Source organism: Pseudomonas grimontii, assembly GCF_007858185.1.
GTDB lineage: Bacteria > Pseudomonadota > Gammaproteobacteria > Pseudomonadales > Pseudomonadaceae > Aquipseudomonas > Aquipseudomonas grimontii.
Window position 1 is genome coordinate 1 of the sequence record NZ_VFES01000017.1, and the last position, 23,124, is coordinate 23,124.

At 58.7% G+C, this 23,124-nt stretch carries 23 protein-coding genes; 9 read left to right on the plus strand and 14 right to left on the minus strand.

Annotated elements, in window-relative coordinates:
- On the plus strand, positions 1 to 413 hold a 413-nt coding region (locus FIV39_RS33215; protein ID WP_261385468.1), incomplete at its 5' end, for a hypothetical protein.
- Between the two features lie 114 nt (positions 414 to 527).
- Here the strand turns inward: FIV39_RS33215 and msrQ are convergent.
- The 9 genes from msrQ to mrcB form a co-directional block, all read right to left on the minus strand.
- Entirely contained in the window at positions 528 to 1,148 is a 621-nt protein-coding gene (gene msrQ / locus FIV39_RS23740) for a protein-methionine-sulfoxide reductase heme-binding subunit MsrQ (protein WP_090399809.1), read from the minus strand.
- The gene (gene msrP, locus FIV39_RS23745) at positions 1,148 to 2,161 is read right to left on the minus strand and encodes a protein-methionine-sulfoxide reductase catalytic subunit MsrP (protein ID WP_090399807.1); all 1,014 of its coding nucleotides are present in this window, start codon (positions 2,159 to 2,161) and stop codon (positions 1,148 to 1,150) included. Before msrP ends, msrQ begins: the two co-directional genes overlap by 1 nt.
- A 63-nt stretch (positions 2,162 to 2,224) precedes the next feature.
- A complete protein-coding gene (gene pssA / locus FIV39_RS23750; RefSeq protein WP_027605398.1) occupies positions 2,225 to 3,082 on the minus strand; it encodes a CDP-diacylglycerol--serine O-phosphatidyltransferase in 858 nt (285 codons plus the stop codon).
- Positions 3,083 to 3,227: 145 nt separating this feature from the next.
- The gene (ilvC, locus tag FIV39_RS23755; protein ID WP_003176099.1) at positions 3,228 to 4,244 is read right to left on the minus strand and encodes a ketol-acid reductoisomerase; all 1,017 of its coding nucleotides are present in this window, start codon (positions 4,242 to 4,244) and stop codon (positions 3,228 to 3,230) included.
- 47 nt (positions 4,245 to 4,291) lie between these two features.
- On the minus strand, positions 4,292 to 4,783 hold the full coding sequence (ilvN, locus tag FIV39_RS23760; RefSeq protein WP_003176102.1) for an acetolactate synthase small subunit: 492 nt from the start codon (positions 4,781 to 4,783) through the stop codon (positions 4,292 to 4,294).
- 2 nt (positions 4,784 to 4,785) lie between these two features.
- Positions 4,786 to 6,510, minus strand: coding sequence for an acetolactate synthase 3 large subunit (locus FIV39_RS23765; RefSeq protein WP_090399826.1), 1,725 nt, complete (start codon positions 6,508 to 6,510; stop codon positions 4,786 to 4,788).
- A gap of 431 nt (positions 6,511 to 6,941) precedes the next feature.
- Entirely contained in the window at positions 6,942 to 7,271 is a 330-nt protein-coding gene (locus tag FIV39_RS23770; protein ID WP_090399804.1) for a YqcC family protein, read from the minus strand.
- Positions 7,271 to 8,005, minus strand: a complete 735-nt coding sequence (locus FIV39_RS23775) for a tetratricopeptide repeat protein (protein WP_090399802.1) — start codon at positions 8,003 to 8,005, stop codon at positions 7,271 to 7,273. The genes FIV39_RS23770 and FIV39_RS23775 overlap by 1 nt, the downstream gene beginning before the upstream one ends.
- 16 nt (positions 8,006 to 8,021) lie before the next feature.
- Positions 8,022 to 10,346, minus strand: a complete 2,325-nt coding sequence (mrcB, locus tag FIV39_RS23780; protein WP_090399800.1) for a penicillin-binding protein 1B — start codon at positions 10,344 to 10,346, stop codon at positions 8,022 to 8,024.
- A 118-nt stretch (positions 10,347 to 10,464) separates the two neighbouring features.
- Here mrcB and FIV39_RS23785 point away from each other — a divergent pair, with 118 nt between their 5' ends.
- The 3 genes from FIV39_RS23785 (at position 10,465) to FIV39_RS23795 (ending at position 12,935) form a co-directional block, all read left to right on the plus strand.
- Positions 10,465 to 12,021, plus strand: a complete 1,557-nt coding sequence (locus FIV39_RS23785) for a bifunctional aminoglycoside phosphotransferase/ATP-binding protein (RefSeq protein ID WP_090399798.1) — start codon at positions 10,465 to 10,467, stop codon at positions 12,019 to 12,021.
- Between the two features lie 93 nt (positions 12,022 to 12,114).
- Positions 12,115 to 12,459 (plus strand): pentapeptide repeat-containing protein, encoded by a 345-nt coding sequence (locus tag FIV39_RS23790; protein ID WP_090399796.1) that lies wholly within the window; start codon positions 12,115 to 12,117, stop codon positions 12,457 to 12,459.
- 203 nt (positions 12,460 to 12,662) lie between these two features.
- The gene (locus tag FIV39_RS23795) at positions 12,663 to 12,935 is read left to right on the plus strand and encodes a TfoX/Sxy family protein (RefSeq protein ID WP_032884753.1); all 273 of its coding nucleotides are present in this window, start codon (positions 12,663 to 12,665) and stop codon (positions 12,933 to 12,935) included.
- A gap of 245 nt (positions 12,936 to 13,180) precedes the next feature.
- Here the strand turns inward: FIV39_RS23795 and FIV39_RS23800 are convergent, their stop codons facing one another.
- Genes FIV39_RS23800 through FIV39_RS23810 form a run of 3 tightly spaced genes read right to left on the minus strand, consistent with a single transcriptional unit; the run spans position 13,181 to position 15,860 of the window.
- The gene (locus FIV39_RS23800; protein ID WP_090399793.1) at positions 13,181 to 13,948 is read right to left on the minus strand and encodes a heme ABC transporter ATP-binding protein; all 768 of its coding nucleotides are present in this window, start codon (positions 13,946 to 13,948) and stop codon (positions 13,181 to 13,183) included.
- Positions 13,948 to 14,931, minus strand: a complete 984-nt coding sequence (locus FIV39_RS23805; protein WP_186731552.1) for a FecCD family ABC transporter permease — start codon at positions 14,929 to 14,931, stop codon at positions 13,948 to 13,950. The genes FIV39_RS23800 and FIV39_RS23805 overlap by 1 nt, the downstream gene beginning before the upstream one ends.
- A 50-nt stretch (positions 14,932 to 14,981) precedes the next feature.
- The gene (locus FIV39_RS23810; RefSeq protein ID WP_090399789.1) at positions 14,982 to 15,860 is read right to left on the minus strand and encodes a heme/hemin ABC transporter substrate-binding protein; all 879 of its coding nucleotides are present in this window, start codon (positions 15,858 to 15,860) and stop codon (positions 14,982 to 14,984) included.
- A 156-nt stretch (positions 15,861 to 16,016) separates the two neighbouring features.
- Between FIV39_RS23810 and FIV39_RS23815 the strand changes: the two genes are divergently transcribed.
- A complete protein-coding gene (locus FIV39_RS23815; RefSeq protein ID WP_090399788.1) occupies positions 16,017 to 16,334 on the plus strand; it encodes a Rieske (2Fe-2S) protein in 318 nt (105 codons plus the stop codon).
- Here FIV39_RS23815 and sfsA read toward each other — a convergent pair.
- Positions 16,331 to 17,041: a DNA/RNA nuclease SfsA gene (sfsA, locus tag FIV39_RS23820; protein ID WP_090399786.1), complete on the minus strand. Its 711-nt coding sequence runs from the start codon at positions 17,039 to 17,041 to the stop codon at positions 16,331 to 16,333. The two genes, FIV39_RS23815 and sfsA, sit on opposite strands and share 4 nt — an antisense overlap.
- Positions 17,041 to 18,213, minus strand: a complete 1,173-nt coding sequence (locus tag FIV39_RS23825) for a pyridoxal phosphate-dependent aminotransferase (RefSeq protein ID WP_090399785.1) — start codon at positions 18,211 to 18,213, stop codon at positions 17,041 to 17,043. The genes sfsA and FIV39_RS23825 overlap by 1 nt, the downstream gene beginning before the upstream one ends.
- A gap of 321 nt (positions 18,214 to 18,534) precedes the next feature.
- Here FIV39_RS23825 and dksA point away from each other — a divergent pair, with 321 nt between their 5' ends.
- The 4 genes from dksA to FIV39_RS23845 all read left to right on the plus strand — a co-directional run bounded on the left by dksA (position 18,535) and on the right by FIV39_RS23845 (position 23,114).
- Positions 18,535 to 18,966: an RNA polymerase-binding protein DksA gene (gene dksA, locus FIV39_RS23830; protein ID WP_053137742.1), complete on the plus strand. Its 432-nt coding sequence runs from the start codon at positions 18,535 to 18,537 to the stop codon at positions 18,964 to 18,966.
- Positions 18,967 to 19,049: 83 nt separating this feature from the next.
- A complete protein-coding gene (gluQRS, locus tag FIV39_RS23835; protein WP_090399783.1) occupies positions 19,050 to 19,937 on the plus strand; it encodes a tRNA glutamyl-Q(34) synthetase GluQRS in 888 nt (295 codons plus the stop codon).
- Positions 19,938 to 19,999: 62 nt separating this feature from the next.
- Positions 20,000 to 20,176, plus strand: coding sequence for a hypothetical protein (locus FIV39_RS23840; RefSeq protein WP_003176118.1), 177 nt, complete (start codon positions 20,000 to 20,002; stop codon positions 20,174 to 20,176).
- Positions 20,160 to 23,114: a sensor histidine kinase gene (locus FIV39_RS23845; protein WP_167361081.1), complete on the plus strand. Its 2,955-nt coding sequence runs from the start codon at positions 20,160 to 20,162 to the stop codon at positions 23,112 to 23,114. The genes FIV39_RS23840 and FIV39_RS23845 overlap by 17 nt, the downstream gene beginning before the upstream one ends.
- Positions 23,115 to 23,124: the final 10 nt, after the last annotated feature.

A 23,124-nucleotide genomic window follows, 5' to 3' on the forward strand; every position in this document is an offset into this window, starting at 1 on the left:
TAAGAAACCCTAAACTTGGCTCAGCAATCGTTGGTTATTCTTTGATTTCTCGCGGAGTAACTTGTGATGCTGATAATCTTGTTGACTATCAGTCTGACTCCACAAGCACCCACACGAATTGCTTGATTCAGTTGTTAAAGAGCGGTTGGTTAAGATCTTTCGTCTCAACCGAGGCGCGCATTCTACAGCAGCCTCATTTGCTGTCAAGTGATTATTTTCAGAAGCTTTCGAAGATTTCTTCAACAACTTCAACCACTTGCGCTTCCGATCTCTCGTTAGCGGGAGGCGAATTCTACAGCGTTACACGCTGCTGTCAACACCTCTTTTTCTGCGCTTTCGACCGAGAAGATCGAATCGTTAATAGCGTCAAACAACACGACCCCATCAACTTCTTCTGGGCTTCGATGAACTGAAGCAAGTCACTGTCTAATCCTGAATAACTCTTTGTTTACCAAGGAGTTTTACGTTTCGACTGCGCCGGAAGTGGGGCGAATTATAGACTTCCAGAATCTGCGGTCAAGCGTTAATTACGCTTTTGTTGCAGAGGGTGCTTTTTTAGTAATAAGTCGGGGGATTCGGCGCGCTACTGGCGGTACACGCAACACCAGAAGCAGTGCACCTATAGAAGCATAGATAGCCCATTCCTTCAGATCAGCCCGCACGATCCACAACATATGCAGCAGTCCAAGCCCGAGAATCACATACACCAGGCGATGCAGCTTCTTCCAACGACTACCCAGTCGGCGCTGGCTATAGCGATTAGACGTAACCGCCAACACCAACAAAGACAAGAACCCTAGCGCCCCCACAAGAATGTAAGGCCGCTTACGCAACTCTACCCCCAACTGCGTCCAATCCAACCCCAGGACAAACACACAATAGGCCGCCAAATGCAGCACTACATAAGCAAAGCACCACAATCCAAGCTGCCGGCGCACCGCGATCCACCCCGCCCAACCGCTCAGTTTCTGCAACGGCGTCATTCCGAGGGTAATCAGCAAGAGGATCAAAGTACCCAGGCCAAGCCGATCAACCAACACCTTGCCTGGATCTGGCCCCAAGGCAAAACTCCACGCCTCATATAGCCATAACAGTGGCCACACTGCCGCAGCTATAAAAACGCCAATGCGCCAGACGGGGTAACGCATCAGTAGTTCTTCCGCAGGTCGAGGCCTGTATATAAAGAGGCAACCTCATCCGAGTAGCCATTAAACATCTGCGTCTCACGCACATTGGGACTGAACAGGCCACTTGGCAGACGGCGCTCCCGCGCCTGGGTCCAGCGGGGATGATCCACCGTAGGGTTCACATTCGCATAGAAGCCATACTCATCCGCCGCGATACTCTGCCAAGTGGTTTTTGGCTGCTCGCTCACAAGACTGATACGCACGATGGATTTCACACTCTTGAAACCGTACTTCCAAGGCACGACCAGACGTAACGGTGCACCGTTCTGATTGGGCAACTCGCGCCCATACATGCCAACGGCAAGAATCGCCAAAGGGTTCATCGCTTCATCCAGGCGCAAGCCTTCTACATAAGGCCAGTCGATCAAGCCAAAACTCGAACGCTGCCCAGGCATGCTCTTGGCATCCTGGAGGGTTTCAAAGCGGATGTATTTGGCCTTGGAGGTCGGCTCAACCTGCTTGAGCAAGGCCGAGATCGGAAAACCCATCCACGGAATGACCATCGACCACGCCTCGACACAGCGCAAACGATAGATCCGCTCTTCTAATTGATAGGGCTTCATGAAGTCTTCAAGGGCATAACGCCCCGGCTTTGCAACCTCACCATCAATCACCACACTCCAGGGCTCGGTCTGCAGCGAGCCTGCATTTTTCGCAGGATCACCCTTGTCTGTACCGAACTCATAGAAGTTGTTGTAGTGGGTTGCGTCCTTGAACGGGGTGATGGACTCATCCTTGACCGTCACCGCCTGCCATTTCGTTGCCGGCAATTTTTCGGCAAACCAATTGGGCGCCTTGCCAGGCTCAACATCGGGATAACGCGCGACCTCGTCGGCACCGGCCCAACGCGGCAAGCTGCTGGCAGCAATGCCGGCAAGCGCACCACCGAGCAAGCTACGGCGAGAAAGATAGAAGGATTCAGGCGTGACATCCGACTCTTGGCAATCGGACGCTTTGGGCAATTTGATTAACATGGCAACTCCGCAGCATTGGAGAACTGATGCACCAATAGACTGCGGAGTATGGGGGAAATTACATTAAGGCAACGTTTTGTCCCGACGCATATGCAGCAAGTACTGAATCGGCCCCGAAGCGGCGTAGACCAGGAAGGCCAATAGCAGAATCCGAGGAGGGTCACTGAAGACCACTGCAAACACCAACACCACTGCCAGGATCGCCACGAAAGGCACACGCCCTTTGAGATCAAGCTCCTTGAAGCTGTTGTACTTGATGTTGCTGACCATCAGCATACCGGCCGCAGCAACCATCAACGCCACCAGGAACGACATTTTCGAACCCTGGATGCCGTAGTCACTGAACGCCCAGACGATACCCGCCACCACGCCCGCTGCCGCCGGACTGGCCAGACCAATGAAGTAACGTTTGTCAGCAGTACCCACCTGGGTATTGAAGCGCGCCAGACGCAACGCCGCACCCGCGACATAGATGAAGGCGACCATCCAGCCAACCTTGCCCATATCACCCAGCGCCCAGGCGAAGGCCAGCAGTGCAGGCGCAACACCGAAGGCAACCATGTCCGATAGTGAGTCATACTCGGCACCGAAGGCGCTTTGGGTGTTGGTCATGCGCGCCACGCGACCATCAAGGCCGTCCAGCACCATGGCCACGAAGATTGCGATGGCAGCAAAGCCGAAATACTTGCTGGCGCTCGCCGCATCACCCGCCGCCAGGGCGCTTTGGGCACTCATTGAGTTGATGATGGAATAGAACCCGGCAAACAAGTTTGCCGTAGTGAACAGATTGGGCAGCAAATAGATGCCACGATGCCGGACCTTGCGGCCTTCAGCGTCATGCCCTTCTTCGACATGTTCATCGATCGGTAGCAGGCTTTCGGCGTCAGAAGCCTGGCTTGGCTCTTCGGGACGTTCGCTCATGGACTTTACCTTGCAACGGTGTGAAAAAAATTCGACCAATACTTGCGGCGAGTGTTCGCCCGCAAACGATGCAGCTTTATACCAGAACCCGCCCCTCAAACGAAAAAACGCGGCCTAAGCCGCGTTTTTTGTTGATACGTACGACTTAGTTTTTGGCTTTGTCGACGATCTTGTTGGCACCGATCCACGGCATCATGGAGCGCAGTTGCTCGCCGATGACTTCGATACCGTGAGCAGCGTTGTTACGACGCTTGGCGGTCATCGAAGGGTAGCCGGTAGCACCTTCGCTGATGAACATCTTCGCGTACTCGCCATCCTGAATACGTTTCAGGGCGTTGCGCATAGCCTGGCGGGACTCGGCGTTGATGACTTCCGGACCAGTCACGTACTCGCCGTATTCGGCGTTGTTGGAGATCGAGTAGTTCATGTTGGCGATACCGCCTTCGTACATGAGATCAACGATCAACTTCAGTTCGTGCAGGCATTCGAAGTAGGCCATTTCCGGCGCGTAGCCAGCTTCAACCAGGGTTTCGAAACCGGCTTTAACCAGCTCAACGGTACCGCCGCACAGAACGGCTTGCTCGCCGAACAGGTCAGTTTCGGTCTCGTCCTTGAAGGTGGTTTCGATGATGCCGGTACGACCACCACCAACGCCTGCGGCGTAGGACAGTGCAACGTTCTTGGCGTTGCCCGAAGCGTCCTGGTAGATCGCGATCAGGTCAGGGATGCCGCCGCCTTTGACGAACTCGGAACGTACGGTGTGGCCCGGTGCTTTCGGCGCGATCATGATCACGTCGAGGTCAGCGCGCGGCACAACCTGGTTGTAGTGGATCGCGAAGCCGTGGGAGAAGGCCAGGGTGGCGCCCTTCTTGATGTTCGGTTCGATTTCGTTCTTGTACAGCGCGGACTGGAACTCGTCCGGGGTCAGGATCATGACCAGGTCGGCAGCAGCAACGGCGGAAGCAACGTCAGTCACTTTCAGGCCGTGGGCTTCGGCTTTGGCAACGGTGGCCGAGCCTTTACGCAGGCCAACAGTCACGTCAACGCCGGAGTCTTTCAGGTTGCAAGCTTGCGCGTGACCCTGGGAGCCGTAGCCGATGATGGCGACTTTCTTGCCCTGGATGATCGACAGGTCACAATCTTTATCGTAATAAACTTTCATGAGGTTCCTCTATATATCCAGGCCGTAAGGCCATTCACTAATTTGGTTTAGATGCTGAGTACTTTGTCGCCACGGGCAATCCCGGTGACACCACTGCGTACCGTTTCCAGAATCGAGGCCGTCCCGATCGACTGGATGAAGCTGTCCAGCTTGTCGCTCGTACCGGTCAGTTGAACGGTATAAACGCTGGCGCTCACATCAACGATCTGCCCGCGATAAATATCGGTAGTGCGCTTGATCTCGGCACGCTGGGCACCCGTTGCCTTGACTTTAACCAACATCAGCTCGCGCTCGATGTGGGCACTCTCCGACAGATCGACCAGCTTGACCACTTCGATCAGCTTGTTGAGGTTCTTGGTGATTTGCTCGATCACCTCATCGTGACCCACGGTGGTCAACGTCAGGCGCGACAAAGTCGGGTCTTCGGTCGGTGCCACGGTCAGGCTTTCGATATTGTAGTTGCGTTGCGAAAACAAGCCGACAACACGAGACAGAGCGCCGGGTTCGTTCTCCAGAAGCAGGGAGATAATGTGCCGCATGATTAAGTACGCTCCGTCTTGTTCAGCCACATATCGCGCATGGAGCCGTCTTTGATCTGCATCGGGTAGACGTGCTCGCTGGTATCCACCTGAATATCGAGGAACACCAGGCGGTCCTTCATGGCGAACGCTTCTTCCATCTTCGGCTTCAGATCTTTCAGATCAGTGATGCGAATGCCAACGTGGCCATAGGCTTCAACCAACTTGATGAAATCCGGCAACGATTCCATGTAGGAATGGGAGTGACGGCTACCGTAGCTCATGTCCTGCCACTGACGAACCATGCCCAGCACACCGTTGTTCAAGCAGACAATCTTCACGGGAAGACCGTACTGCAGGCACGTCGACAGTTCCTGGATATTCATCTGAATGCTGCCTTCACCGGTGACGCACGCGACGTCAGAGTCCGGGAAACTCAGTTTCACACCCATGGCTGCTGGGAAACCAAAGCCCATCGTGCCCAGGCCACCGGAGTTGATCCAGCGGTTAGGCTTGTCGAACTTGTAGTACTGCGCGGCGAACATCTGGTGTTGGCCCACATCGGAGGTCACAAAGGCGTCACCCTTGGTCACTTCGCAAAGGGTCTCGATCACGGTTTGTGGCTTGATGATGCTGCCGTCGCCCTTGTCGTAAGGGAACAGGCCACGGTCACCACGCCATTCGTCGATCTGCTTCCACCAGCTGGCAACGGATTCCTTGTTCGGCGTCTGCCCGATGTCCTTGAGCGCAGCGACCATTTCGGTCAATACACTTTCCACAGGACCTACGATCGGCACATCGGCCTTGATGGTCTTGGAGATGGACGCCGGGTCGATGTCGATATGGATAATCTTGGCATTCGGGCAGAACTTGCTCGCGCCGTTGATCACACGGTCATCAAAACGCGCGCCCACTGCCAGGATCACATCGGCGTGGTGCATGGTCAGGTTGGCGGTGTAGCTACCGTGCATGCCCAGCATGCCCACGAACTGACGGTCCGTACCCGGAAATGCGCCAAGGCCCATCAGGGTGTTGGTTACCGGCAGGTTGAGCAGCTTGGCCAGTTCGGTCAGCGGTGCGGAACCACCGCCCAGAATCACGCCACCACCCGAGTACAACACAGGCCGCTTGGCTGCCAGGAGCATTTCTGCCGCCTTGCGGATTTGCCCCGAGTGCCCGCGAACAGCCGGGCTGTAGGAGCGCAGCTTGGCTTTTTTAGGGAAGACGTATTCGAACTTCTCAGCCGGGTTGGTCATGTCTTTCGGGATATCGACCACGACAGGGCCCGGGCGACCGGACTGCGCGAGGTAGAAGGCCTTTTTCATAACGTCCGGGATCTCCGACGCATGCTTGATCATGAAGCTGTGTTTCACGATCGGCCTGGAGATACCGATCATGTCGGTTTCCTGGAACGCATCGGTCCCCACCATGGTGCTTGGCACCTGGCCGGAAATGATCACCATCGGGATGGAGTCCATATAAGCAGTCGCGATGCCAGTAATGGCATTGGTTGCGCCTGGGCCGGACGTTACCAGTACCACACCGGCTTTACCGGTGGCACGGGCATAACCGTCAGCCATATGGGTCGCGGCTTGTTCGTGGCGAACCAGGATGTGGGTAACAGCCGGTTCCTTGAACAGTGCGTCGTAAACATGCAGCAGAGCACCACCTGGGTACCCGTAGATATAGTCGACGCCTTCGTCACGCAAAAAGCGGACGAGCATCTCACCGCCAGATAAAAGCTCCACGTTGTTCACCTCTAAAACGCCAGAATACCGTCCGTTGAAAACCGACGGGTCTTAATAGGTTTACTTCTCAACAGAGCATGAGCGACGGTGGTCGCCGACTACGTCAGCACTGACTGAGCAAGTATTGGGATCGTCCCAAGTGTTGCGGGCTTTTCCCACCCAGCGCGAGGTAACGCGTTGCGGGTGTAACAGGTCGGCGCGGATGTGCGCCTCATGATCTGCTGAGCGGGCCTGCTTCTGGCAGTCCCGATACAGCGGACTTTGGATTCTTCTGTTTCAGGCCTCTCAAGTCAAGCAATAATTGCGCTTTTTTCCAACTAAGCGCATGAGAACGTAGAAGAAAGGGCTTTGATGAGGGATAAAACTCGCCTGAATGTCGTCAAGCGGTAGAAATGTGCGCAAGACTGCCGGAAAAACCGGCAGCCAGGCAATTAACGAGCGTCGACGATCAGTTGATCGAACTTTTTCAGCGCATTACGCAAGCCAAGGCTCTCTCGCGGCCGATCGGCATAGACCATCTCGGCCATTTCGAGAATGCCTGAAGCATTGGGCAACGGCAGGTCCTGTTCGAGGATCTGTTTCATGCGCACCAGGAAGATCCATTGCAACCACTGGTGGAAGTCCAGTGTGTCGACCGCAAACGGCTCGACGCTGCTGAGCGCCTCGGTGCTGGGGGACACCTCATCCCACCAGCCCTGCACGCGCAATTCGCGCTCGATCAACAATAACTGTTCGGCAATCGCTGGAAACCGTGCATCCATCAGAGGCTGACCTTGGCTTTTTGCCGAGCCTGGGCAGCGCCGGCCGCGTCACCTTGTGCGGCGCGCGCATCACCAATCAAGGCCCACAGACTGGCTTGCAGATCAGGACGACCGTTGGCCAGGGTCAGGCCACGACGGGCAAATTGCTCAGCCTGCGGCGCATCGCCCTGGGCCATACGAACTTGTGCCAGGCGATACAGCACTTGCGGTTCACGTGGCGCAACACGCTGGGCCCGCTCAAGGCTCGACGACGCACCATTCAAGTCACCACCCGCCTGCTGTTGCTGGGCAGTGGTCAGCAACGCCAGCACCGGGCCATCCAATTGCTCGTCAGCTGACAAACCGCCAGCACTGGAGGACGATGGAATGCCACTCGGTGTCGACGGCATGTTGTAGGTGCCCTGGTTGATCGGCGCGGTCTGCATCGGCGCGGAATCGATCGGCCCTGAGGTGCTTGGCCCAGGCGTCCAAGGTTCGGCACTGATTGGCGCCGCGGTAGCAGCACCGCCACCCGGCACCATCACGACCACACCCGAATCCTGCGGCACGGCCTGAGGCTTGGCCTGGGCCGGACGGTTGGTCACGGTTTGGCGGAAACCGCCATTGGCCGAGATCCGGTCATTATTGGAGACAGCTGTACTCGAATCCACCACAGGAATAGAGCCGCGCTGTACGCTGGAGCAACCGCCGAGCAAAGCCAGAGCTGTAATAGCTGGAATCCACCACTTGTTCACTTGAAACCCTCTTTGCTTAATTCATCCAGCCCTTGACCCAATCCATCACCGATTCCGCATCTGCAGGGGCACCGCCACCGCACGCAGCACCGGGTGGTGGTTCGCTGCCGCGAATATACGGCATCTGCACCGCGCCCGGACAGTTGGCATCGGAGCCCTGGCCGGTATGCGGATCAATCCAGGCCTGCACGATGTTATCCGGCTGCGGCATGTTCAACGGCAGCGGGTCGGCCTTGCGCATGAAACTGGTCCAGACCTGCAATGCGCCGGTGGCACCGGTAAACGGCGTCTTGCCATTATCGTCACGACCCAGCCACACCACTGCGAGCACATCCTGGCCGAAACCTGCGAACCAGCTGTCACGCGAGTCGTTACTGGTACCGGTCTTACCCGCCAGTGTCAGGTTGGAAGGCAAAACCTTATAGACCGAGCTACCGGTACCTTCACGCATCACACGCTGCATGGCGTTCTGGATCAGATAGATGGAGCCCGCATCGAAACGTTGCTGAATCTGGAACGGATAGCGCTTGAGCGGCTCACCCTCTGCAGTCAGTACACTGCGGATCCCGCGCATCGGGGTGTTGAAGCCACCGTTGGCGAGGGTCTGGTACATGGTCGCCACTTCAATCGGCGTCATGGCGCCAGCACCCAGCAGAATCGAGGGAAAGGCCGGGAATTCGCGGGTGATGCCCAGGCGAGCCAGTGTCTTGAGGACATTCGGCACGCCAACCTCCAAGCCGAGCCGAGACGTGGAAATGTTGTAGGAATGGGCCAAACCCTGATACAGGAACACCGTGCCGTGGGAGCGGCGATCAAAGTTCTGCGGCGTCCAAACCTGGCCGTCGCCCCCTTTGACCGACAGCGGGTCATCCGACAGCCAACTGGTGAGGGTGTATTTGCTCGGCTTTTCCAATGCCGTCAGATAGACCGCCGGCTTGACCAGCGAGCCGATCGGCCGCACGGCATCCAGTGCGCGGTTGAAACCGGCGAAACTGGCCTGGCGACTGCCGATCATGGCCTGGACTTCACCGGTTTCCGGGTTGGTCACCACCATTGCGGCTTCTACTTCATCGGAGCCCTTACGGCCCGTCAGGCGCTTGAACGTGTCGTTGACCGACGCTTCTGCCTTCATCTGCAGAATCGGGTCGAAGCTGGTGAAGATCCGCAGGCCTTCTTCGGTCAAGTCTTCGTCGCGATAGTCTTCACGCAACTGGCGCTTTACCAGATCGATAAAGCCTGGGAACGAACTGTCCGCCAACTTCCCGCGGGTTGTCACACCCAGTGGCATTTTCTTCGCCGCAGCAACTTGTTCCGCCGTGGCGACACCTTGCTGTTCAAGCACATCGAGCACCAGGTTACGCCGCTCCAGCGCCCGCTCCGGATTGCGACGCGGGTTGTAGTAGGAAGGCCCCTTGACCATGCCCACCAACAAGGCCACTTGATGCAGCTTCAACTCGGACAGCGGTTGACCGAAGAAGAACTGGCTGGCCAAGCCGAAGCCGTGCACCGCGCGCTGGCCATCCTGGCCGACGAAGACCTCGTTGAGGTACGCCTCAAGGATCTCCTGCTTGCTGTAGTGCAGTTCAAGCAGCATCGCCATCATGGCTTCGGTGAGCTTACGGGTCAGGCTGCGCTCGTTGGTCAGGTAGAAGTTCTTCACCAACTGCTGGGTCAGCGTACTGCCGCCCTGGGTCATCTTGCCGCCGGACGTATTTACCCAGATGGCACGGGCAATCGACTTCGGCGAAACGCCCCAGTGACTATAAAAGTCACGGTCCTCTACAGCCACCAACGTTTCCAGTAGATACGGCGGCACCTGATCAAGCTTGATCAGGATGCGATCTTCAAGGTTCTTCGGATAAATCCCGCCGATCATCAGCGGTTCAAGGCGCACTACCGGCAACTTCGAGCCGTTGAGGGAGGACAGTTCGGCCACATAGTCGCCGGAGAAGCGCACGCGCACAGGCTGGGCTTTCTCCAGCCCTTCATAGAACTGAAAGCCGCGGGTATTGAGGTCGACGGTGTTGCCGCTGACCGCAGCGGCCCCCGGACCATTGCTCACGGGTTCGCGTCGATAACCCAGGGCGTCGAGTTCGGTGAGGAAGTCGTCCTTGCTCAGCTTCTGGCCAGTGAACAATTCCAGCGGGCGTGCATACACCTTGGCCGGGATAGTCCAGCGCTTGCCAGAGAACTTTTCCTGGACCACAGCATCGAGGTACACCGCAAAGCCAGCGAGCACCACAAGGCCTACCAGGCCGAGCTTGAGCGCCCAGCCAAGCCACGGGCGCAGGCCGCGGGAAGGGGGTTTTTTACGGGAACGGGGAGATCGGGTTCGAGTCATGGCGGCGGATTATACGCACTTTATTGATGATCAACATGAGCCGGACAGCGGTTTGCATGACCGCCCGTAGCAGCCATAATGCGCGCCATGATTTCCCCCCGACTCTGAAGGATCGCCCGTGAGCCAGTCACTGATCGCAGCCCTGCAAAATCCGGCCTTGTACCCTCATCCGGTTGAAGCGTTCCAGGTCATCGAAACGCATATTTCCTGGGTCGTATTGACCGGCCCCTACGCCTATAAGTTGAAAAAACCGATGAACTTCGGGTTCCTGGACTTCACCGACCTGGAGAAACGCGGGCACTTCTGCAACGAAGAACTGCGCCTCAACCAACGCCTGACAACAGATCTGTATCTGGAAGTGTTGCCGATTACTGGCACTGCCGAAGCCCCGCAATTGGGTGGCGACGGCCCGGTGATCGAATACGCACTGAAGATGCGTCAGTTCCCGCAAAGCCAACTGCTCAGCACCCTGCAAGCCAATGGCGAACTGACCGCCACGCACATTGATGAAATGGCCAGGCAGATCGCTCACTTTCACCTCACCGCACCAAAAGTGCCGCAAGACCACGCAGCCGGCACCCCGGACGAAGTGATGGCGCCGGTACGGCAGAACTTCGAGCAGATCCGTCCATTCCTCAGCGACAAGGCCGACCTGACTCAACTGGAAGCCCTGCAAGCCTGGGCCGAAAGCAGTTTCGAGCGCCTGAAACCGCTGCTGGCACAGCGTAAGCTCGACGGTTTCACTCGCGAGTGCCACGGTGACATCCACCTCGGCAATGCCACCTTGATCGACGGCAACGTGGTGATCTTCGACTGTATCGAGTTCAACGAACCGTTTCGCTTCACCGATGTGTACGCCGACACCGCTTTCCTGGCCATGGACCTGGAAGACCGCGGCCTCAAGTCCCTGGCTCGCCGTTTTATCAGCCAGTACCTGGAACTGACCGGTGATTATCAGGGCCTTGAAGTGCTGAACTTCTACAAAGCCTACCGCGCCCTGGTACGTGCCAAGGTGGCGCTGTTCAGCATGCCGAGCGAAGCAAGCCCGGTGCAACGCGCCACGACCCTGCGCCAATACCGCAACTACGCCAACCTGGCGGAAAGCTACAGCACCATTCCATCGCGTTTCCTGGCAATTACCCACGGTGTCTCGGCAGTCGGCAAAAGCCACGTTGCCATGCGCCTGGTGGAAGCATTGGGCGCTGTGCGCCTGCGCTCGGACGTGGAGCGCAAGCGCATGTTCGGCGAACAGCAGGTCGAAAACACGCCACAGGCCGGTATCTATGCATCCGACGCCAGCGCCAAGACCTACGCGCGCTTGAATGAGATCGCTGATACCGTGCTGCGCGCCGGCTTCCCGGTAGTACTGGACGCCACCTTCCTGAAACGCGAACAACGCGACGCAGCGGCCAAGGTTGCCGAAGCCACCGGTGCGCCGTTCCTGATCCTGGACTGCAACGCGCCACAAGCCGTTATCACCAGTTGGTTGGCACAACGTCAGGCCGACAAAAACGATCCGTCCGACGCGACGCTGACCGTTATCGAAGAACAGCAGGCCAACCGCGACCCATTGACTGCCGAAGAACTGTTACTGAGTAAACGCGTCGAGACCAATCAAAGCGGGACCCTCGATGCGTTGGTCGCACAAATTCGCCAGCGCCTGCCAGGCCTGTAAGAAAAATTTCTTGGGCGTGTCATCTACTTTGGACGCACGCCCAAGAAATAGTGGCACTATAATGGCGTCATAAATCCAACAGGAGTCGTTTTCATGAGTCAGCCCAAGCTTCTAGATACACCGCTCTACGCACTCCTGCATAAAGACGATATTCGTGGCTTCAATCAGGCACGCCCAGCAGACGGCATTATCGACATGCGCGGCGGCGACTTCCGTGGGCTGGACTTGCGCGACCTGAACGCCACCGGCGTGGACTTCACCGACGCGTATTTTCGCTCCGCCGACTTGCGCGGCCTGGATTTGCGCGACTGCTCGCTGGAAGGCGCCAGCCTCGCCCATGCGCAGATTTCGGGCACCTACTTCCCGCCTGAATTGACTGCCGATGAGATCCTCATGTCGGTCAATTTCGGCACGCGACTGCGCTACCGCACCAAGTAACACTCGACCCAAGCCCGCCTACGCGCAACGCGTAGCGGGCGCTTCACCCCAGCCCCGCCGTCAAAATCCCCGCGTCATTCTTATAAGCTTTTGGGCCGTTTCGGACCAAAGAACTACGCTTTTCCTACTGAGCGCTACACTCCTGTTCAGGCTTGCCTGGTCACGATACCCACCGCACCATTCGGCCGTCGCAAGGAGGCTTGATGAACGATGAGCTGCAACACCTGAAAAACCTCGGCAAGACGTCAGCGCAGTGGCTGCATGCGGTGGGCATCCACAGTGCATCCGACTTGCGTCGCCTGGGAGCGGTCGATGCGTATCGAGCCGTAAGGACTCGTGGGTTCCGCGCATCAAAGGTTTTGCTTTATGCGATCGAAGGGGCACTGATGGACGTGCACTGGAACGACATTCCAGTCGAGCGCAAGGAAGCGTTGAACCGCCAACTGGATGCTATTTCAACGCGCCAGAAGAATTAGATCGTCCTGCAAGACCCAATGTTCATGGACACTTCGAACGGGCGTTTGAGGAAAACCGGAGATCGTTCAAAAACAATTGTTGACTCTCAAATGAGAATCGTTATGATTATCACAACTGGTCGCGAGATCAGCCGATAACTGAAAGACCATTGGTTCGGACTCTCAGATTATCTCCTCATCAGGCTAATCACGGTTATTTGACCCGGCTTTTGCCGGGTCTTTTTTTGCCTGTGAAAAAGCACACCTCAGCGTGCAATGATTAACGGATGCCCACGCTCCGGGTGCGGCTGTACCAATACGTCCAAACCAAACACCGCCTTAAGCGGCTCGGGCCGCAGCACCTGCGCCGGTGTATCCAACGCGTGGGGACGGCCCTGCTCCAGCAGCAAAATGCGATCACAGTAGCGCGCTGCCAGGTTCAGGTCATGGAGGATCACCAGCACCGCCGCACCACGATCGGCAAAGGTGCGAATCGCTTGCAGGGTCGTGTGTTGATGCAGGGGATCCAGCATCGATGTCGGTTCATCCAGCAGCAACGTCTGCCCCGCCTCACCAGGCCATAGTTGCGCCAGCACCCGCGCCAAGTGCACACGTTGACGCTCGCCACCAGAAAGCGCCAAGTAACTGCGACCACTCAAGTGTGCGACATCCGCCGCCTGCAAGGCTGCGTGGATAATTTCATCATCGCGCACGCGCCCCGTCTGATGGGGCAAACGGCCCATGCCGACCACCTCTTCGACACGGAACGCGAAGTCCAGGGTCGAGGTTTGTGGCAACACCGCCAGCCGCTGCGCGCGCTGCGGACCGCTCCAGTCTTTCAACGCCTGCTGCCCCAGCCACACCTTGCCCTGATCGGGATGTAACTCACCGCACAACGCGCCCAGCAACGTACTCTTACCCGCGCCATTGGGGCCCAGCACACCGAGCACTTCACCCGGCAGCAGCTCCAGGGTGACCTCCGCCAGCACGACCTTGCGGCCACGCCGGATCTGTAGGTCTTCAACACGCAGCATCAGGCACGCCCCCGTAACAACAGGTAAAGAAAAAACGGCGCACCAATAAACGCAGTCACGATACCAATCGGCAATTCAGCCGGCGCCAAGGCCAGTCGCGCGACCAAATCGGCAAACAGCAACAAACTCGCGCCCGCCAATATCGAAGCCGGCAACAGCACGCGGTGATCAGGCCCAGCCAGCAACCTGACCAGATGCGGCACCACCAGCCCGACAAAACCAATCATGCCCGCCGCCGCCACCGCAGCGCCTACACCTAATGCGGTACAGAACACCAACTCGCGCTTGAGCCCTTCAACATCAATCCCCAGGTGACTGGCCTCGGACTCGCCGAGCAACAGCGCATTCAGCGCCTTGGCCCGGCGCGGCAACCAGAGCGCCACACCGGCACTGACCAGCAATAAGGGCCATAACCGCGAATAGCTCGCGCCGTTGAGACTGCCAAGGTTCCAGAACGTCAAGGTACGCAGGGTGGTGTCGTCCGCCAGGTAGGTGAACAGACCCACCGCCGAGCTTGCCAGTGCAGTGAGCGCAATGCCGGCGAGCAGCATCGTCGCCACATTGGTCTGACCGTTACGACGCCCCAGTCGGTAGACCAGCGCAGTCACGCCCAGTCCGCCAAGAAACGCGCATAGCGACAGCAGATAAGGCCCGAATGCATCCGGCAACCCGCCGAAAAACGAACCGCCGACAATCGCAATTGCCGCCCCCAATGCCGCCCCGCTGGAAACCCCGACCAACCCCGGATCGGCCAACGGGTTGCGAAACAACCCTTGCATGGCCACGCCCGACAACGCCAATACGCCGCCAACCGCCAAACCGAGCAACGTACGCGGTAAACGAATCTGCCCCAGGATCAACTCAGCCTGTTCCAGGCCTTGCGCCTCTATCGGCACGCCCATCAGGCGCAATGCCGCCTTGAGCGTATCCAGCAACGGCAAGCTCACCGGCCCCAATGCCAATGAGAGCCAGGTCGCCAACAGGCATAACAGCGCCAGGCCGATGAACAGCGTTTTCGGTTTAACCAAAGTGGTCATGGGGCGGATTTAGCCTGTGGCGGAAAAAAGCCGGCCGATAGTTTCACAAGACTTTGCGGCAGACGAGGCCCGAGCCCGCCAACCAGCAGGGTCGGGTCAAGCTCGAACACGCGGCCACCCTTGGCCGCCGGCGTCGAAGCCAGGATCGGATTCTCCTTGAACAACGCCGCGCGCGCCGCGTCCCCCGTAAGGGCGCGGTCGGCAAACACCAGCACATCCGGGCTCAGCCCTGCCAACGACTCCACCGAAAACGGCTTGTAACCGCTGTGCGTGGCCAGGTTATGCCCGCCCGCCTGCTGCAACACCCAATCGCCCGCCGTGTCCTTACCGGCAATCAGCGGCTTGCCGCCAGCATGACCGATCAGCAGCAACACGCCAGGTGCCTTCTGCGAGGCCCGCGCCTTGGCGACCCAGTTTTTCTGCTGATCAAGCGCCTGTTCATATCCGGCAAACAATTCACTGGCCTTAGCCTCATCTCCCAGCAACTTACCCAAGTGCTGAAGATTACCCTTCAAGGTCGGTAAATCCGGCTGCGCCGAGAACATCTCCACCTGGACCCCCGCGCTGCGAATCTGCGCCAGCACCGGCGGCGGCCCCATCTCTTCAGTACCCACCAGCACCTGTGGGCGCAGGCTGAGAATGCCTTCGGCCGACAATTGCCGCTGATAGCCAATAGTTGGTAACGCCTTGAGCGATTCAGGATGCTGACTGGTGGTATCCACGCCAACCAACTTCGGCTCACCGCCCAACGCCGAGACCCATTCCGACAGCGCCCCACCGGCACTCACCCAACGTTGTGGCAGTTCAGAGGCTTGCGCCCCATGGTTGACCAGCAGTCCGACAACAAGCGCAATAGCGCTGGCACTCAGGCGCATAACAGGGTTTCCTTCCAAGGGCAGGGCCTTTCGAGCACTCATCGATGTGACAGATAACCCCTGCCGGGCATCGAACTGAGCACCCAGTCAGCTAACGGGCGAAGCCGGCATTTGATAATTGTTTGCATTTGAACGTCAAGGCACTTAAGGATTGAAATGAAGTTTCTCTGCCTCTCGGACACGCTCGCGCCCAACAGCAGCCTCGGTTTTACGATTGATGGCACCCCATTGCTGGCGGTTCGCCGGGACGGCATTGCCTACTTCTATATCAACCGCTGCCCCCATCGCGGCATCCCGTTGGAATGGCAACCCGATCAGTTCCTTGACGACAGCGCCAGCCTGATCCAGTGCGCCACCCACGGCGCGCTGTTCCTGATCGAAAGCGGCGAGTGCATTGCCGGCCCATGCGCAGGTAAAAGCCTCAAGACCCTGCGCGGTCGCGAAGACGAGCAGGGCCTGTGGGTGGAGCTCTAGTCGAGCAGCACGTCTAATCGACGATCCACGCAAATCTCCTCGGACGTCACGCGTACCCCATACGCCAACACTTCTACCCCGGCAGCTTTAGCCTCGCGCAAGGCCGCACCATAAGCGGCATCGATTTCCAGCGCTGGGCGCACAGCGTCAATCCCCGAGAGGTTGACGCAATACAACTGCACCGCCCGCACCCCTTCACGCGCCAGATGCGCCAACTCCCGCAGGTGCTTGGCACCACGTTGGGTCACTGCATCGGGGAAGGCGGCAACCCTGGTGCCATCAAACCCCAACGTGACGCTTTTGACTTCTACATAAGCCGCGCCGTGTGGATATTCCAGGCGAAAGTCGATACGGCTTTTCTCCTGGCCGTAAGGCACCTCACGCTTCAACGCGGTGAAACCGTTGAGTTCGGTGATCACACCAGCGCCTAAAGCCTCCTCGACCAACTGGTTGGCGCGCGCCGTGTTAACGCACGCCAAGCGGCCTTGGGGCGTTTCGGCAATTTCCCAGGTGCCGGGCAACTTGCGCTTAGGGTCATTGGAGCGACTGAACCAGACCTGCCCGCCCTCCACCATGCAATTGAGCATCGAACCGGTGTTTGGGCAGTGAATAGTCAACAACTCGCCGGTAACGGTTTCGATATCGGTGAGAAAGCGCTTATAGCGGCGAATCAGTCGGCCTTCTTCGAGGGGAGGATAAAAGCGCATCAGCCTTGCCAGCTCCGTAGGCCACGCTGGATTCGTTCCACCGCCTCCTGTAGTCGATCAAGGTTTTGCGTGTAGGCAAAGCGCACATGATGGCCCGCTTGATAGCGACCAAAATCCAGACCGGGTGTAAATGCAACATGCTCGGTTTCGAGGAAATGGCGACAAAACGCGAAGGCATCTCCGCCGAACGCACTGATATCGGCATACAAATAGAACGCCCCTTCCGGTTCTACGGCAATCCCGAAGCCCAACTCGCGCAAGGCGGGCAACAGGAAGTCGCGACGACGGCCAAATTCGGCACGGCGCTCCTCCAGGATGCTCAGGGTTTGCGGGGTAAAGCAGGCGAGCGCCGCATACTGGGCCATGCTGGGCGCGCTGATATAGAGGTTTTGCGCCAGCTTCTCCAGTTCGCCGACCGCAGCGGGCGGGGCGACCAGCCACCCCAGGCGCCAGCCGGTCATGCCGAAATACTTCGAAAAACTATTCAGGACGAAGGCCTCATCGTCGACCTCCAGCACGCTGGCGGCGTCCGTGCCGTAGGTCAGGCCGTGATAGATCTCATCCACCACCAGATGGCCGTTACGCACCTTGATTGCGTCGGAAAGCCCGGCTAATTCATCGCGCGTGAGGATCGTACCGGTGGGATTCGCTGGAGAGGCAACCAAAGCGCCTACGCTGTCCTGACCCCAGTGCTTGGCTACAAGGTCAGCGGTCAGTTGATAACGCACTTCAGGGCCCACCGGCACCAGTTGCGCGGCGCCTTCCACCAGTCGCAGGAAGTGCCGGTTACACGGGTAACCCGGGTCTGCCAGCAGCCAATGCTTGCCTGGATCCACCAGCAGGCTGCTGGCCAACAACAATGCGCCGGAGCCACCAGGGGTGATCAGAATACGTTCGGGATCTACGCTCAATCCGTAGCGTTGCTGGTAGAAACCGCTGATGGCTTCACGCAATTCCGGCAGGCCACGAGCCGCGGTATAACGGGTTTTGCCATTGGCCAACGCCGCCTGGCCGGCCTGGATTATCGGCTCGGCGGTGGTGAAATCAGGCTCGCCGATTTCCAAGTGGATCACATCATGGCCCGCCGCTTGCAGCTCATTGGCTCGCGCCAGCAACGCCATGACATGAAAAGGTTCGATGGCGCGACTGCGCGCACTGTAGGGCTGAGCCATTAGCCTTCCTTCAACGGTGAGGACAAAATCAGGATTCTACCGAACCCTCGCGGTAAAACATGCTCTATTGCCTGCCTGGCCGTCCAAGATGAACCCGGCAAGCGCTTGCAAAACGACTAAAATCAACATTCGAGACGATACATACCCAGCAACAACGGGCGACTGCAGTTTGCAACCCCTGCGTGACGGGCCTCGACAACCGGGAGTGGCGCACCCTGAATCTATCTGGTAAGTTCGCCCGCTTGCAGCCGCAGGGCCGGCAGGTGTCGGTGAAGTTGCAATCCTGCGCAATGGATTAGAAGAGTGAGAGGCGGTCTATTCATGTCCACCCAAGCAAAGCAGAACATCAGCGGCTTCCAACCCTACGTTGAATCGAAGGGTGAGGAATACATGGGCAAGCCCATGCGCGAGCACTTCTCCAAAATCCTGAAGCAGTGGAAGCAGGACTTGATGCAGGAAGTCGACCGCACGGTTGACCATATGAAGGACGAAGCAGCCAACTTCCCGGACCCGGCAGACCGTGCCAGCCAGGAAGAAGAATTCGCCCTCGAACTGCGCGCCCGTGATCGCGAGCGCAAGCTGATCAAGAAAATCGACAAGACATTGCAACTGATCGAAGACGAAGAATACGGCTGGTGCGAATCCTGCGGCGTCGAGATCGGTATTCGTCGCCTGGAAGCCCGCCCTACTGCGGACCTGTGCGTAGACTGCAAGACCTTGGCTGAAATCAAGGAAAAACAGGTCGGCAAGTAATCAAGCCGAGCTGAACGAATGGGGCGTGCAAACGCCCCATTTTTGTTTCTGGGATTTACCGATTTTCCAGTAGTATCCGGCCCATGACTGCCTCTACCTATATCGGGCGTTTCGCCCCCACGCCCAGCGGCCATTTGCACTTTGGTTCCCTGGTCGCCGCCCTCGCCTCCTACCTCGACGCCCGCGCCAATCAAGGCCGCTGGCTGATGCGCATGGAAGACCTCGACCCTCCCCGCGAAGAGCCCGGCGCCCAGGCGGCAATCCTGCACGCCCTGGAGAGCTACGGCTTTGAGTGGGATGGCGAACGGGTCCGACAAAGCGAGCGGCATGACGCCTACGCCAAAGTACTGAACGATATGTTCAACCACGGCCTGGCCTACGCCTGCACCTGTTCACGTAAACAATTGGAGCCCTACGACGGGATTTACCCAGGCGCGTGCCGAAATGCCGGTCACGACCAGCAGGACGCCGCCATCCGCCTGCGTGTTCCCGAGCTGGAGTACCACTTTACTGACCGTGTACAGGGAGAGTTCCGGCAACACCTTGGCCGTGATGTCGGCGACTTCGTCATCCGTCGCCGCGATGGCCTCTACGCCTACCAACTGGCGGTGGTGCTCGACGACGCCTGGCAAGGGGTTACCGATATCGTGCGCGGCGCCGACCTGCTCGACTCCACGCCACGCCAGTTGTACCTGCAAGAGTTACTGGGCCTGCGCCAACCGCGCTATCTGCACGTACCGTTGATCGTCCAGCCGGACGGTAACAAGCTGGGCAAATCCTATCGCTCCCCGCCGCTGAATCCCGACCAGGCCACGCCGTTGCTATTGAGAGCCCTGCGCGCCCTTGGCCAGCAGCCTGGCGACGAACTGCTTCACGCCAGCCCACGGGAGTTGCTGGATTGGGGCATTGCGCACTGGGATGCCAGCAAGATCCCGCGCACACTGACGCTGGCCGAAGCGCAATTAAGCTGAAGGCGCTTGCAGCCTGCCAGCCATCCGTTACCATCGCCGCAGTTTTTTAATCAGAGGCCAACATGTACATCTATCGATTGGTCCTGCTGCTGGTCGTCGGGATCTACCTGTTTTCCCCCGCCATCATGGATTGGTGGATCGACGCCACGGGCGCCTGGTATCGCCCCTATCTGCTGTGGCTGATCCTGATCGTCGTGACCTTCATCCTGCAGAGCCAAAAAGATGCCGATGAGCTTTAGCCTCACCCAGATGCTGCTGATCAGCGCCGCCTACCTGGCAGCACTGTTCGGCGTCGCCTGGATCAGTGAGCGCGGAATGATTCCGCGGGCGATCATTCGCCATCCGTTGACCTACACCTTGTCCCTCGGCGTGTACGCCAGCGCCTGGGCCTTCTATGGCACCGTTGGCCTGGCCTATCAATACGGCTACGGCTTTCTCTCCAGTTACCTGGGTGTGTCCGGCGCGTTCCTGCTGGCACCGGTGCTGCTGTACCCGATCCTGAAAATTACCCGCACCTATCAGCTGTCGTCCCTGGCCGACCTGTTCGCCTTCCGCTTCCGCAGCACGTGGGCCGGGGCATTGACCACGGTATTCATGCTGATCGGCGTGCTGCCCTTGCTGGCCCTGCAAATCCAGGCGGTGGCCGACTCCATCAGCATTCTCACCCGCGAGCCGGTGCAACACCGGGTCGCCCTGGCCTTCTGCGCGCTGATCAGCCTGTTTACGATTTTCTTCGGCTCACGCCACATCGCCACCCGCGAGAAACACGAAGGGCTGGTATTTGCGATCGCGTTCGAATCGGTGATCAAGCTGATCGCCATCGGCGGCGTCGGCCTCTACGCGCTCTATGGCGTGTTCGACGGCCCGCAACAGCTGGAACTGTGGCTGTTGCAAAACCAGACCGCCCTCGCCGCCCTGCACACCCCGTTGCAGGAAGGCCCATGGCGCACGCTGTTGCTGGTGTTCTTCGCCTCGGCGATCGTCATGCCGCACATGTACCACATGACCTTCACCGAGAACCTCAACCCGCGCTCTCTGGTCAGCGCCAGCTGGGGCTTGCCGCTGTTCCTGCTGTTGATGAGCCTCGCGGTGCCGCTGATCCTGTGGGCCGGCCTGAAACTGGGAGCCACCACCAACCCCGAGTATTTCACCCTGGGTATCGGTATCGCCGCCAATAGCCCGGCGTTGGCGCTGCTGGCTTACGTCGGCGGTTTGTCTGCTGCCAGCGGGCTGATTATCGTCACGACGCTGGCCCTTTCGGGCATGGCCCTCAATCACCTGGTGCTGCCGCTGTACCAGCCGCCCGCCGAGGGCAATATCTACCGCTGGCTGAAATGGACACGCCGCGCGCTGATCGTCGCAATCATCATGGCCGGCTACGGGTTCTACCTGTTGCTCGGCGCCGGGCAAGACCTGGCCAACCTGGGCATCGTCGCATTTGTCGCCACCTTGCAATTCCTGCCGGGGGTGCTGTCGGTGCTGTACTGGCCGACCGCCAATCGCCGTGGCTTTATCGCCGGGCTGCTGGCCGGGATCCTGGTATGGATCGTCACGATGCTGCTGCCATTGGTCGGTAACCTGCAGGGTTTCTACATTCCGCTGCTGAACATGATCTACGTGCTGGACGACACCAGTTGGCACATGGCGGCGATTGCCTCGCTGGCCGCCAACGTACTGATGTTCACCCTGATCTCGCTGTTCACCAATGCCAGCCCGGAAGAGACCAGCGCCGCCGAGGCGTGCGCGGTGGATAACGTGCGTCGCCCGCAACGCCGCGAGCTGCACGCGGCCTCGCCCCAGGAGTTCGCCACGCAACTGGCCAAGCCCCTCGGCGCCAAGGCGGCTCAGAAGGAAGTCGAGCAGGCGTTGCGCGACCTGTACCTGCCCTTTGACGAGCGCCGCCCGTACGCGCTGCGTCGTCTGCGTGACCGCATCGAAGCCAACCTGTCCGGCCTGATGGGCCCCAGCGTGTCCCAGGACATGGTGGAAACCTTTCTGCCCTACAAGGCCGGCGGCGAAAACTACGTGACAGAGGACATCCATTTCATCGAAAGCCGGCTGGAGGATTACCACTCACGCCTCACCGGCCTGGCGGCCGAACTCGACGCCTTGCGCCGCTACCACCGCCAGACCCTGCAGGAACTGCCGATGGGCGTGTGTTCGCTGGCCAAGGATCAGGAGATCCTGATGTGGAACAAGGCCATGGAAGAACTCACCGGCATCGCTGCGCAACGGGTGGTGGGCTCGCGCCTGAATACCCTGGGCGATCCGTGGAAAGAACTGCTCCAGGGCTTTATCAATTTGCCCGACGAGCATTTGCACAAGCAGCACCTGGCGCTCGACGGCCAGACGCGCTGGCTCAACCTGCACAAAGCCGCGATCGATGAACCGCTGGCACCCGGTAACAGCGGCCTGGTGCTGCTGGTCGAAGACCTGACTGAAACCCAGATGCTGGAAGACAAGCTGGTGCACTCCGAGCGCCTGGCCAGCATTGGTCGCCTGGCAGCGGGCGTGACCCACGAAATCGGCAACCCGATCACCGGTATCGCCTGCCTCGCGCAAAACCTGCGGGAAGAGCGTGAGGAGGACGGCGAAATCATCGAAATCAGCGGGCAGATCCTCGAACAGACCAAGCGCGTCTCGCGCATCGTGCAGTCGCTGATGAGCTTCGCCCATGCCGGCGGCCATCAGAATCTGGATGAGGCGGTGTGCCTGGCCGAAGTGGCCCAGGATGCCATTGGGCTGCTCGCCTTGAACCGGCGCAATTTCGAAGTACAGTTTTTCAACTTGTGCGACCCCGACCATTGGGTCGACGGCGACTCACAACGCCTGGCGCAAGTGCTGATCAACCTGCTGTCCAACGCCCGCGATGCAACCCCTGCCGGTGGTGCGGTACGCGTCAAGACCGAGGCTTTCGAACATACCGTCGATCTGATCGTCGAAGATGAAGGCAGCGGCATTCCACAGAACATCATGGACCGATTGTTCGAACCCTTCTTCACTACCAAGGACCCAGGTGAAGGTACCGGTCTGGGCCTTGCACTGGTCTATTCCATCGTTGAAGAGCATTATGGACAAATCACCATCGACAGCCCGGCTGACACCGAAAGCCAACGCGGCACCCGTATTCGGGTGACCTTGCCGCGTCATGTCGAAGCGACGTCCGCTGTGAACTGAGACCGTCGAG